This window comes from Plantactinospora sp. B6F1, assembly GCF_040120695.1.
Taxonomy (GTDB): Bacteria; Actinomycetota; Actinomycetes; order Mycobacteriales; family Micromonosporaceae; genus Plantactinospora.
Genome location: NZ_JBEEAC010000006.1, coordinates 162,194 through 174,578 on the forward strand (window position 1 = coordinate 162,194; position 12,385 = coordinate 174,578).

A 12,385-nucleotide genomic window follows, 5' to 3' on the forward strand; every position below is an offset into this window, starting at 1 on the left:
GTGGTCGGAGATCCGGGTGATACCATCGCCCCTCATGCTCCCCGCGAGAGGCGTCACGGAGAGTGACCGCGCCGGTTCGGCGTTGAACTATTGATCTTGAAAAGCCTGGGATCAGGGGTGGATAGGGTCGTGACCGGTCGTCAGTCGATCGTCCTGAACGGTGACCTTGGCAGCGGCAAGAGCACCGTCTCCATCGAGCTGGCCAAGCGGCTCGGGCTGCGCCGGGTCAGCGTGGGCGACCTCTATCGGGAGATGGCCCAGCAGCGGCAGATGACCGCGCTCCAGCTCAACCTGCACGCCGAGCTGGACCAGGCGGTCGACGGCTACGTCGACCAGCTCCAGCAGGACATCGCCGACTCCGGTGAGCAGTTGATCGTCGACAGCCGGCTCGCCTGGCACTTCTTCAAGGACGCGCTCAAGATCCATATGATCACCGAGCCGACCGAGGCGGCCCGCCGGGTGCTGGCCCGGCCGTCCGGCCCGGCGGAGAGCTACACCTCGATCGAGGAGGCCCGGGCCAAGCTGCACGAGCGCAGCGAGAGCGAGCGGAACCGCTTCCTCGTCCGGTACGGCGTCGACAAGGCGAAACTGCGCAACTACGACCTGATCTGCGACACCACCAAGGCATCCGCGGACGAGGTGGTCGAGCACGTCATCGCCGCCTACCAGGGCTCGTTCGGCCGGGAGATCCTGCGCGACTCCCCGCCGCTGCTGCTGCTCGACCCGACCCGGATCTATCCCACCCAGGAGATCCAGGGTCTGCGCGGTCTCTGGGAGTCCGACTTCGTCGCCGAGATCGGGCAGGCCGGCGAGGAGGCGTTGGAGCCGCTGCGGATCGGCTACACCGGCGAGAAGTTCTTCGTGGTCGACGGGCACCGCCGGCTCAGCGCGGCGCTGCGCAACGGCTTCAAGCTGGTGCCGGGGCAGCTCGTCGCCGAGTGCGACGAGCAGGTGGTCGGCGGGCTCAGCGCGATCGAGTACTTCCGCTCCGAGGTCGGGCTCAGCGTGATCTACGACTGGGACGCGGCACACGGTACGCAGCTCCCGCTCCCCGAGCACATCCTCGAGCGCACCGACGCCGTACTCGCCGGGGAGCCGGGCAACCAGCCCTGACCGGTCGCGCCCGCCGCTCTCGGCACCGGCACGTCCCACCACCCGGTCCGGCGCCACCGTGACCGATCTCACTGCCGGCCCGCCGAACCCGCGTCGCGCCGCCGTCGGTCGGCGCACCGGTCGCCGCCCGCGGTGCGCCCGTAGACTGGGTACGGCACCACCGATCCCACCCGTGAAGGAGCCGTCCCGCGTGACCGTCCAGCCCATCCGTCTCTTCGGGGACCCGGTGCTGCGCACCCCGGCCGAGCCGGTCGTCGACTTCGACGCCGAGCTGCGCAAGCTGGTTGCCGACCTGACCGACACGATGCGCGAGCAGAACGGCGCCGGTCTCGCCGCGCCGCAGCTCGGCGTGGGCCTGCGGGTGTTCGCCTTCGACGTCGACGACGTGCTCGGGCACCTGGTCAACCCGGTACTGGAGTTCCCCGACGCCGACGAGCAGGACGGTCCCGAGGGCTGCCTCTCGATCCCGGGGCTCTACTTCGACACCAAGCGCCGGCTCAACGTGATCGCCAAGGGCTTCAACGAGTACGGCGACCCGGTGCAGATCGTCGGCACCGGCCTGATGTCCCGGTGCGTGCAGCACGAGACCGACCACCTCGACGGGGTGCTCTTCCTCGACCGCCTCGACGCCGAGGCGCGCAAGGAGGCGATGAAGGCGATCCGGCAGGCGGACTGGTACGACCAGGACGCCCCGCCGGTGGTCAAGATCAGCCCACACGACCCGCCGGCCAACCGGCGCCAGGGACTCGCCGCCAAGCTGGGTCTGGGCGGCTCGGACCGCTCCGCCAGCCCGTTCGGTCTGGGCCGGTGACGGCCCGGTGCGCCTGATCTTCGCCGGTACGCCGGACGTCGCACTGCCCAGCCTGGACGCCATCGCCGCGTCCGGGCACGAACTGCTGGCCGTGGTGACCCGGCCGGACGCCCCGGCCGGCCGGGGCCGGGGGCTGACCCGGTCACCCGTGGGTGCCTGGGCCGACGAGCGGGGCATCGAGGTGCTGACCCCGGCCCGGCCCCGGGAGCCGGAGTTCCTCGACCGGCTGCGCCAGCTCGCCCCGGAGTGCGTACCGGTGGTCGCCTACGGCGCCCTGGTGCCGCCGGAGGCGCTGGAGATCCCCGTACACGGCTGGGTCAACCTGCACTTCTCGCTGCTGCCCGCCTGGCGGGGTGCCGCGCCCGTGCAGCACGCGGTGCTGCACGGCGACCAGGTCACCGGCGCCAGTGTCTTCCAGCTCGAGGCCGGGCTGGACACCGGGCCGGTCTTCGGCACCGTGACCGAGGAGATTCGGCCGTCCGACACCTCCGGCGACCTGCTGGGACGCCTCGCCGGCAGCGGCGCGGGACTGCTGGTCGCGGTGCTCGACGCGATCGGGCAGGGCACCGCCCGGGCGGTGCCGCAACCCGCTGACGGGGTCTCACTGGCGCCGAAGCTGACCGTCGCCGACGGCGAGGTCCGCTGGTCGGAGCCGTCCTTCGCGGTGGACCGCCGGATCCGGGCCGCCACCCCGGCGCCCGGCGCCTGGACCCGGTTCCGCGGCGACCGGGTCAAGCTCGGCCCGGTGCGGCCGGTCGGCGACGCCGCCGAGCTCAAGCCCGGCGAGCTGCTGGTCGAGCGCGGCCGGGTCCTCGCCGGTACCGCCACCACCCCGGTCGAGTTGGGCGAGGTGCGGGCGGCCGGCAAACGCGCCATGCCGGCCCCGGACTGGGCCCGGGGCGTCCGGGTCGCCGGTGGGGAGCAGTTCGGGTGAGCGAACGTACCGGACGGGTCGGCGGCGCCGACCGGAGCCGTACCCGGGACGGCGCCGACCGGGGTGGTCGGGGCGCGGGCCGACGGGACCGGGACGGGCGGTCGCCCCGGAGCGGGCGGCCAGCGGCCGACCTGCCCCGACAGGCGGCATACGAGGCGATCGAGGCGGTGCACCGCGACGACGCGTACGCGAACCTGGTCCTCCCGGGCATCCTGCGCGACCGGCGGCTGCACGGCCGGGACGCCGCCTTCGCCACCGAGCTGACCTACGGCACGCTGCGGGTCCGGGGCACCCTGGACGCGGTCCTCACCGCCGCCGCCGGCCGGGACGTGGCGCGGATCGACCCGCAGCCCCGGGACGCGCTGCGGCTCGGCGCCTACCAGATCCTCTACACCCGGGTTCCGGCGCACGCCGCCGTTTCCGCAACGGTCGACCTGGTCCGCTCCCTCGCCCCGGGCGCGGCCGGCTTCGCCAATGCCGTGCTCCGGGAGGTCGCCGGCAAGGACCTCGACACCTGGCTGGCCGAGCTGGCCCCGCCGGCCGAGACCGACCCGGTCGGCCACCTGGCCGTCAGCCACAGCCATCCGGAGTGGATCGTGCGGGCCTTCGCCGAAGCGCTCGGCGGCGACCTGGGGGAGACCGGCCGGCTGCTGATCGAGGACAACCAGCGGCCGCCGGTGCACCTCTGCGTCCGGCCGGGCCGGGCGGACGCGGTCGAGGTCGCCGACGAGGTGGGCGGGGCGCCGGGCGCCTTCTCGCCGTACGCGGTCTACCTGCCCGGAGGTGCGCCCGGCGAGCTGGCGGTGCTTGCCGACGGCCGGGCGCACGTCCAGGACGAGGGCTCCCAACTGGTGGCCGCCGCGCTCACCGCCGCCGAGATCGACGGCACCGACGAGCGGTGGCTCGACCTCTGCGCCGGACCGGGTGGCAAGGCCGCTCTGCTCGGCGCGCTGGCCGCCCAGCGGGGTGCCCGGCTGACCGCGGTCGAGGTGGCCGAGCACCGGGCCCGGCTGGTGTCCCAGGCCGTACGCGGACTGCCGGTGACCGTGCTGAGCACCGACGGGCGTACCGTCGGGCGCGATCGGGACCTGCCGGAGGACTCCTTCGACCGGGTGCTCGTCGACGCGCCCTGCACCGGCCTCGGCTCGCTGCGCAGGCGTCCGGAGTCCCGCTGGCGCCGGCAGCCCTCCGACCTGCCGGCGCTGACCCGGTTGCAGCGGGAACTGCTCGGTGCCGCGCTCCGGGCGGTCCGTCCCGGCGGGGTGGTGGCGTACGTGACCTGCTCGCCACACGTGGTGGAGACGCACGTCTCGGTGACCGAGGCGGCACGCCGCTCCGGCGTACCTGTCGACTTCGTCGACGCCCGGCCACTGCTGCCGGCCGGCATGCCCGGCCTCGGCGACGGCCCCACCGTGCAGCTCTGGCCACACCGGCACGGCACCGACGCGATGTTCCTGGCGGTGCTGCGCCGGGGCTGAGCGGCGGCGGGCCGGCGGCGACGCCGGCAGCACCGGCCGGGCCGGTCGGACCGGTCCGGACCGGTCGGGCCGATGGTCGGGATTGTCCGGGCCGTGGCCTGACTTCCGCGGAAGCGGGTCGATGGGGACACTCCGTTACATACAGTGCAGGTGTGGACGGGAAGACGCTGCCGGTCCGGGCCATCGGCACTCCGCTGGACAGGTTCGACGGCCCGGCGAAGGTCACCGGGACCGCCCGGTACGCCTTCGAGCACCCCGTCGACCACCCGGCCTATCTGTCTCCGGTGCAGGCCACCGTCGCGGTGGGGCGGATCACCGCCGTGCACACCGAGCTGGCCTGGGCCGAGCCGGGGGTGCTGGCGGTGCTGACCCACGAGAACGCGCCCCGGGTCGCCTCCTTCGACGACCCCGAACTGGTGGTCCTGCAGACGCCGGACGTGGCGTACCGGGGGCAGTTCGTCGCCGGGGTGGTGGCGGAGACCTCGGAGGCCGCCCGCCGGGCCGCCAACCTGGTCCGGGTGGACTACCAGGCCGGACCGCACGACGTCGAGCTGCGGGCCGACCATCCGGACCGGTACGCCCCGGAGGTGGTCAACGGCGGGTTCCCCACCGACAGCGTGCGCGGCGACCCGGCGGCGGCGTTGGCCGACGCGGCGGTACGGCTGGACGCCACCTACACCACGCCCTGGTACCAGCACGCCCAGCTCGAACCGCACTCGACGATCGCCCAGTGGGTCGACGAGCGGCTCACCCTGCACGTCGGTACCCAGGGGGCGCACCGGCTGCGGGAGTCACTGGCCACGCTCCTCGGGCTCGCCCCGGAGCGGCTCCGGGTGATCTCGCCGCACGTCGGTGGCGCGTTCGGCGGCAAGCTGCACACCCATCCGGACGTCGTACTCGCGGTGCTGGCCGCGCTCGCCCTGCCCGGTCGTCCGGTGAAGCTCGCGCTCACCCGGCAGCAGATGTTCTCCGAGGTCGGTTACCGCACCCCGTCGGTGCAGCGGGTCCGGCTCGGTGCCGGGCCGGACGGCCGGCTGGTCGCGGTGGACCACGAGGTGGTGCAGCAGACCGCGCGGCACAAGGAGTTCGCCGAGCAGACGGCGACGCCGACCCGGGTGATGTACGCGGCGCCGCACCGCAGCACCACGCACCGGATGGTCCGGCTCGACGTGCCGGTGCCGACGATCATGCGTGCCCCGGGCAAGACCCCGGGGATGTACGCGCTGGAGTCGGCGATGGACGAGATGGCGATCGCCTGCGGACGGGACCCGGTCGAGTTCCGGATCGCGAACGAGCCGGCGCTCGATCCGGAGCTGGACCGGCCGTTCTCCAGCCGCAACCTGGTGGCCTGCCTGCGCGAAGGCGCCCGCCGGTTCGGCTGGGCGGGCCGGGATCCGACTCCCGGCGGCCGGCGGGCGGCCGGCGGCTGGCTGGTCGGCACCGGGGTGGCCGCCTCGATGTACCCGGTGTACCGGCTGCCCGGCTCCTCGGCGGCGATCCGGCTGGAGCCGGACGGCCTGTACCGGGTCTCGATCGGCGCCGCCGACCTCGGCACCGGCACCTGGACCTCGCTGGCCCAGATCGCGGCGGACGCGCTGGCCGTACCGCTCGACCGGGTCGTGCTGCGGATCGGCGACACGGACCTGCCGCCGGCGATGGCGGCCGGCGGCTCGTCCGGGATGACCTCGTGGGGCAGCGCGGTGGTGGAGGCCGCCCGCCGGCTTCGGGCCCGGGTCGCCGCAGAGGGCACCGACCCGCCGCCGCGCGGCATCGAGGCCGCCGCCGACATGCCGGAGAACCCCGAGATGGCGCGCCTGTCGATGTACGCCTTCGGCGCCCAGTTCGTCGAGGCCCGGGTGCACGAGGTGACCGGGGAGGTCCGGGTGCCGCGAATGATCGGGGTCTTCGCCGCCGGGCAGATCATCAACCCGAAGACGGGGCGTTCCCAACTCCTCGGCGGGATGACGATGGGGCTGTCGATGGCGCTGCACGAGCGGTGCGTGGTCGATCCCCGGTTCGGGCACGTGGTCAACCACGACCTTGCCGAGTACCACATCGCGACCAACGCCGACGTCGGCTGCGTGGAGGTGCACACGCTCGCCGAGGAGGACCCCTACGTCAACCCGATGGGCTCGAAGGGCATCGGTGAGCTGGGCATCGTCGGCACCGCCGCGGCGGTCGCCAACGCCGTGTACCACGCCACCGGAGTACGCGTCCGGGACCTGCCGATCACCCCGGACCGGTTCTTCCCCGGCGGTACCGCGATCCGAGGGTGACGAGCGCGGGGGGTGGCCGACGTTCGTACACTGGCGCGGTGACCGTACCAGCGCCGATCGTCGCGCCCAGCATCCTCGCCGCAGACTTCGCCCGGCTCGCCGACGAGGTGCAGGCGGTGGAGTCCACGGCGGACTGGCTGCACGTCGATGTGATGGACAACCACTTCGTGCCGAACCTCACCATCGGGCTGCCGGTGGTGCAGAGCCTGCTGGCCGTGACCGCGCTGCCCTTCGACGTACACCTGATGATCTCCGACCCGCGCCGCTGGGCGCCGAGCTACGCGGACGCCGGGGCGTACAACGTGACGTTCCACGCCGAGGCCTGCGACAACCCGGTCTCGCTGGCCAAGGACCTCCGCTCGGCCGGGGCGAAGGCCGGGCTGGCGATCGACCGGGACACCCCGATCGAACCGTACCTTGACCTGCTGCCCAGCTTCGATACATTGCTGATCATGACAATCAAGGCCGGTTTCGGGGGGCAGCGGTTCATCCCCGAACTGCTCGACAAGGTCCGGACCGCCCGCCGGCACGTCGATGCCGGCCACCTCGAACTGCGGATCGAGGTCGACGGCGGCATCGCGGCCGACACCATCGAGCAGGCGGCGGCGGCCGGTGCGGACGCCTTCGTCGCCGGTACCGCCGTCTACGGCGCGGCGGACCCGGCCGCGGCCGTGACCGAGCTGCGGCGGCTCGCCGAGCGCGCCGTCGCCGCGTGAGCGTCGACGGGGTCGCCGAGGAGCGGCCCGATCTGATCCTGGTGGTCGACGACGACGAGGACATCGTCCGGTTCGTCTCGTTCAACCTGCGGTTGCACGGCTTCGACGTGGTGCACGCCAGCGACGGCCAGGAGGCGCTCGAGGTGATCGAGCGGCGCCGGCCCGACCTGGCCGTGGTCGACCTGCGGATGCCCCGGATCGACGGGCTGGAGCTGACCCGCCGGCTGCGGGCCAACCCGATGACCTCGGCACTGCCGGTGATCATGCTCACCGCCAAGGGACTGACCGTGGACAAGGTGCACGGGCTCACCGCCGGTGCCGACGACTACCTGGTCAAACCCTTCGACACCGCCGAACTCGTCGCCCGGATCAGCTCCACGCTGCGCCGCAACAAGGAGTTCCGCGAGGTCTCGCCGCTGACCGGGCTGCCCGGCAACACCCGGGTCCGCCGGGAGATCGGCGACCGGGTACGCAGCGGCGTCGACTACGCGGTCGGTTACATCGACATCGACCGGTTCAAGAGCGTCAACGACCGGTACGGCTTCGTCCGCGGTGACGAGTTCATCAGCGCCCTGGCCCGCAGCCTGCACCGGGCGGTGGTCTCGGTCGGGCTGCCGCCGGCCTTCCTCGGGCACATCGGCGGCGACGACTTCGTGATCGTCTGCGCGCCCGAGCAGGTCCGGCCGCTGACCGAGCGGGCCGTGGTCGACTTCGAGAAGACCGCCGACGAGCTCTACGACCCGGAGGACGCCAAGCGCGGCTACGTCGAGCTGAAGGACCGGCGCGGCAACATCCAGCGGGCCCACCTGGTCACCCTCTCCATCGGGGTCTCGCTGTCGGTGCCCGAGCGCCGGTTCACCGACCCGCTGGAGGTGATCGCGGCGGCCTCCGAGATGAAGACGGTGGCCAAGAGCCAGCCGGGGTCGTACGTGGCGATGGACCGGCGGCGTACCCCGGGGACACCGGCGGCCGAGGCGGGGGAGCGGCGCCGCGGGGCGAAGTGAGCACGGTCACGTTGCTGTGAGGTCGGTCGCCCCCCTGCCCGACGACCCCGATTCCGTGCAAGACTCGATCCGTACCCACCACGCGCTGGCGGGACTCGGTGTAATTCCGAACCGGCGGTGATCCGGGCGCAAGCCCGGTAAGCCCGCGACCCGGTCGGCCTCGGCCGCCCGGTGGACCTGGTGAGAACCCAGGGCCGACGGTTGGGGGCGGCAGTGCCCGCGCCCAGACAGTCCGGATGGGAGACAGCGCGCGGGACGGATGGCCCGCCGGGCCGGCCTCTGCGCCGCCCTGTGGTCCCCCGGGGTCGGCGCCTGCCGTCCCCACGCTCCGCCGCCGCACACCCGGCCATCGGCCGGCGCCCTCCCGCCCCGCCCGCGCGCCACGACGACGGGCGAAAGGAACGGGAGCGGCATGGGGGGCGTCTCCGCCGACGAGGCGATGCGCCGGGCTATCGGGCTGGCAGCCCGTGGCCTGGGCACGACGAGTCCCAACCCCCTGGTCGGCTGCGTGTTGCTCGACCCGCACGGCGAGATCGTCGGTGAGGGCTTCCACGCGTACGCCGGTGGGCCGCACGCCGAGATCGTCGCGCTGGCCCAGGCCGGTGAGCGGGCCCGCGGCGGCACCGCGGTGGTGACCCTGGAACCCTGCGACCACACCGGGCGTACCGGGCCGTGCAGCGGGGCGCTGATCTCGGCCGGGATCCGCCGGGTGCTGGTCGGCGTGCCCGATCCGAACCCGGTCGCGGCCGGCGGGATCGAGCGGCTGCGGGCGGCCGGCGTCGAGGTCGAGGTCGGGCTACGGGCCGCCGAGGCGGAGGCCGGCAACCTCGCCTGGCTCACCGCGGTACGCCGGGGCCGGCCGTACCTGATCTGGAAGTACGCGGCGACCCTGGACGGGCGGATCGCGGCGGCGGACGGCACCAGCATGTGGATCACCTCCGAGGCGGCCCGGATCGACGTGCACGCGCTGCGCGGCACCGTCGACGCGGTGATCGTCGGGGTCGGCACCGTCCTCGCCGACGACCCGAGGCTGACCGCCCGGAACCTGCGCGACGGCACCCTCGCCATCCGGCAGCCGCTGCGGGTGGTGGTGGACAGCGCCGGTCGTACCCCGCTCGACGCCCGGGTCCGGGACGGCGCCGCACCCACCTGGGTGGCGACCGCCAGGGAGGTCGGCACCGGCCCGGACGGCCGGGTGGAGCTGACCCGGCTGCTCGCCGAGCTCTACCGGCGTGGCGTCCGGGCGGCGCTGCTGGAGGGCGGCCCGACGCTGGCCGGCGCCTTCCTCGCCGCCGGCCTGGTCGACAAGGTGGTCGGCTACCTGGCACCCAAGCTGCTCGGCGCCGGCCCGGCGGCCCTGGCCGACGCCGGTCCACAGACGATCTCCGAGGTCATCGACCTGGAGTTCACCGACATCGCACCGGTCGGCCCCGATCTGCGGGTCACCGCGTTTCCCCGGAAGACGGAGGGCTGAGGATGTTCACCGGCATCGTGGAGGAGTTGGGCGAACTGGTCCGGCGGGACGAGACCGGCGGCGACTCCGCCCTGGTCGCGATCCGCGGCCCGGTGGTCACCTCGGACGCCCGGCACGGCGAGTCGATCTCGGTCAACGGGGTCTGCCTGACCGTGGTGGAGGTCGACGGCGACACGTTCACCGCCGACGTGATGGGCGAGACGTTCCGGCGTACCTCGCTGGGTGTGCTGCGCCCGGGTGACCCGGTCAACCTGGAGCGGGCCGCCACCCTCGGCAGCCGGCTCGGCGGGCACCTGGTGCAGGGGCACGTCGACGGGGTGGCCGAGATCGTCGGGCGGGAGCCGGCCGAGCAGTGGGAGACGGTGACCTTCTCGCTCCCCGCCGACCTCGCCCGATATGTCGTGGAGAAGGGGTCGATCACCGTCGACGGGGTGTCGCTGACCGTCGCCGCGCTGACCGGGCAGACCTTCGCGGTCGGGCTGATCCCGACCACGCTGGCCGCCACCACGCTGGGCCGCAAGGGTGTCGGCGAGCCGGTCAACCTCGAGGTTGACGTCCTCGCCAAGTACGTCGAACGACTGCTGACGACCGGTGGGCGAGCGCCGGTCGACGGACTGGAGGCCGTGAAAGTGAGTGAGCGAAGCGGAGTGCCGGCATGAGTGAGCGTAGCGAGCGAATCAGTCGGCTCAGTGCGGATGTGCCTCGTGACGGCACGGAGCGAAGCGGAGTGCCGGCATGAGTGAGCGTAGCGAGCGAATCAGTCGGCTCAGTGCGGATGTGCCTCGTGACGGCACGGAGCGAAGCGGAGTGCCGGCATGAGCACGGAATTCGGCACCATCGAGGCGGCGCTGGCCCAGATCGCGGCCGGCCGACCGGTCGTCGTGGTCGACGACGAGGACCGGGAGAACGAGGGCGACCTGATCTTCGCGGCCGCCCGGGCCACCCCGGAACTGGTCGCGTTCATGGTCCGCTACACCTCCGGCTACATCTGCGCGCCGTTGACCGAGGAGGACTGCGACCGCCTCGAACTGCCACCGATGTACCACACAAACCAGGACAAGCGCGGCACGGCGTACACGGTGACGGTGGACGCGCGGGAGGGGGTGAGCACCGGCATCTCCGCCGCCGACCGGGCGCACACCATCCGGTTGCTCGCCGACCCGGCGACCGACGCCACCGACCTGAGCCGGCCCGGGCACGTGGTGCCGCTGCGGGCCAAGGCCGGCGGGGTGCTGCGCCGCCCCGGGCACACCGAGGCGGCCGTCGACCTCGCCCGGCTCGCCGGCCTCCGCCCCGCCGGGGTGCTCTGCGAGTTGGTCAACGACGACGGCACCATGATGCGCCTGCCCGACCTGGAGAAGTTCGCCGCCGAGCACGGCATCACGCTGATCACCATCGCCGACCTGATCGCGTACCGGCGGCGTACCGAGACCGACGTCGAGCAGGTCGTGCAGACCCGGCTGCCGTTGCCGTACGGGCCGTTCCGGGCGGTCGGCTACCGGGCCCGGCAGGACGGCGCCGAGCACATCGCGCTGGTCTACGGCGACCTCGGCGACGGCCAGGACGTTCTGGTACGGGTGCACTCGGAGTGCCTGACCGGGGACGTCTTCGGCTCGCTGCGCTGCGACTGCGGCCCACAGCTGCACGCCGCGCTGGCCCGGGTCGCCGCCGAGGGGCGGGGCGTGGTGCTCTACATGCGCGGCCACGAGGGGCGCGGCATCGGCCTGCTGCACAAGCTCCAGGCGTACCAGTTGCAGGACCTCGGCCGGGACACCGTCGACGCCAACCTGGACCTCGGGCTGCCCGCCGACGCCCGGGACTACGGCACCGGTGCGCAGATCCTCTACGACATCGGGGTCCGCTCGATGCGGCTGCTGACCAACAACCCGGCCAAGCGGGCCGGGCTGGAGGGGTACGGGCTGACCGTGCTGGGCCGGGAGGCGATGCCGGTCCGGGCCACCCCGGAGAACGTGCGGTACCTGCGTACCAAGCGGGACCGGATGGGACACCTGCTGGACGAACTGGACACTCCGGCCGACGCCGGGGAGCTGACGGAACTCGCGGAGTTGACGGAAAGGTTGGCGTGACGATGGCGGGGTTCGGGGAGCCGGGACTGTCGACGGTGGAGGCCTCCGGGCTGAGCGTGGGGGTGGTGGCCGCACGGTGGCACGGCGAACTCACCGACCACATGGTCGACCGTGCGGTGACCGCGGCGAAGGCCTGCGGGGTGGACGACGTGCTGGTCGTCCGGGTGGCCGGTTCGGTGGAGCTGCCGGTGGTGGCCCAGGCGCTGGCCCGGCGTTGCGACGCGGTGGTCGCGCTCGGCGTGGTGATCCGGGGCGCCACCGCGCACTTCGACTACGTGTGCCAGTCGGTGACCGAGGGGCTGACCCGGGTCGCGCTGGACAGCGGGAAGCCGGTGGCGCACGGCGTGCTGACGGTGAACGACCTGGAGCAGGCCCGGGCCCGGGCCGGGCTGCCCGACTCGGTCGAGGACAAGGGCTGGGCGGCCACCGCGGCGGCCCTGGAGGCCGCCGTGGCGATCCGGGACATCGCCGCCCGGCCCTGACCGGGCACGC

At 73.5% G+C, this 12,385-nt stretch carries 11 protein-coding genes and 1 riboswitch; all 11 genes read left to right on the top strand.

Translation table 11 applies throughout. The annotated features are described in order from the left end of the window. Positions 1-129 precede the first annotated feature (129 nt). The 11 genes from ABNF97_RS11435 (at position 130) to ribH (ending at position 12,375) form a co-directional block, all read left to right on the top strand. Positions 130-1,113 carry an AAA family ATPase gene (locus ABNF97_RS11435; protein ID WP_130460285.1) on the top strand — a complete coding sequence of 328 codons (984 nt, stop codon included), beginning with the start codon at positions 130-132 and terminating at the stop codon, positions 1,111-1,113. A gap of 190 nt (positions 1,114-1,303) precedes the next feature. After that, positions 1,304-1,924, top strand: a complete 621-nt coding sequence (gene def / locus ABNF97_RS11440; RefSeq protein ID WP_130460284.1) for a peptide deformylase — start codon at positions 1,304-1,306, stop codon at positions 1,922-1,924. 7 nt (positions 1,925-1,931) lie between these two features. Then, the gene (gene fmt, locus ABNF97_RS11445; protein ID WP_130460283.1) at positions 1,932-2,858 is read left to right on the top strand and encodes a methionyl-tRNA formyltransferase; all 927 of its coding nucleotides are present in this window, start codon (positions 1,932-1,934) and stop codon (positions 2,856-2,858) included. Next, positions 2,813-4,336 carry an RsmB/NOP family class I SAM-dependent RNA methyltransferase gene (locus ABNF97_RS11450; RefSeq protein WP_130460282.1) on the top strand — a complete coding sequence of 508 codons (1,524 nt, stop codon included), beginning with the start codon at positions 2,813-2,815 and terminating at the stop codon, positions 4,334-4,336. Before fmt ends, ABNF97_RS11450 begins: the two co-directional genes overlap by 46 nt. A gap of 152 nt (positions 4,337-4,488) precedes the next feature. After that, positions 4,489-6,612: a xanthine dehydrogenase family protein molybdopterin-binding subunit gene (locus ABNF97_RS11455; RefSeq protein WP_349338500.1), complete on the top strand. Its 2,124-nt coding sequence runs from the start codon at positions 4,489-4,491 to the stop codon at positions 6,610-6,612. Between the two features lie 38 nt (positions 6,613-6,650). Then, complete coding sequence (rpe, locus tag ABNF97_RS11460) at positions 6,651-7,328, top strand: ribulose-phosphate 3-epimerase (RefSeq protein ID WP_130460281.1); 678 nt, start codon at positions 6,651-6,653, stop codon at positions 7,326-7,328. After that, complete coding sequence (locus ABNF97_RS11465; protein WP_130460280.1) at positions 7,325-8,332, top strand: response regulator; 1,008 nt, start codon at positions 7,325-7,327, stop codon at positions 8,330-8,332. Before rpe ends, ABNF97_RS11465 begins: the two co-directional genes overlap by 4 nt. An 80-nt stretch (positions 8,333-8,412) precedes the next feature. Then, positions 8,413-8,584, top strand: a riboswitch (FMN riboswitch). 160 nt (positions 8,585-8,744) lie between these two features. After that, positions 8,745-9,806, top strand: a complete 1,062-nt coding sequence (ribD, locus tag ABNF97_RS11470) for a bifunctional diaminohydroxyphosphoribosylaminopyrimidine deaminase/5-amino-6-(5-phosphoribosylamino)uracil reductase RibD (RefSeq protein ID WP_349338501.1) — start codon at positions 8,745-8,747, stop codon at positions 9,804-9,806. Positions 9,807-9,808: 2 nt separating this feature from the next. Then, entirely contained in the window at positions 9,809-10,465 is a 657-nt protein-coding gene (locus tag ABNF97_RS11475; RefSeq protein ID WP_349338502.1) for a riboflavin synthase, read from the top strand. Positions 10,466-10,621: 156 nt separating this feature from the next. After that, entirely contained in the window at positions 10,622-11,893 is a 1,272-nt protein-coding gene (locus ABNF97_RS11480) for a bifunctional 3,4-dihydroxy-2-butanone-4-phosphate synthase/GTP cyclohydrolase II (RefSeq protein WP_130460277.1), read from the top strand. 2 nt (positions 11,894-11,895) lie between these two features. Then, complete coding sequence (gene ribH / locus ABNF97_RS11485) at positions 11,896-12,375, top strand: 6,7-dimethyl-8-ribityllumazine synthase (protein WP_130460276.1); 480 nt, start codon at positions 11,896-11,898, stop codon at positions 12,373-12,375. Positions 12,376-12,385 lie beyond the last annotated feature (10 nt).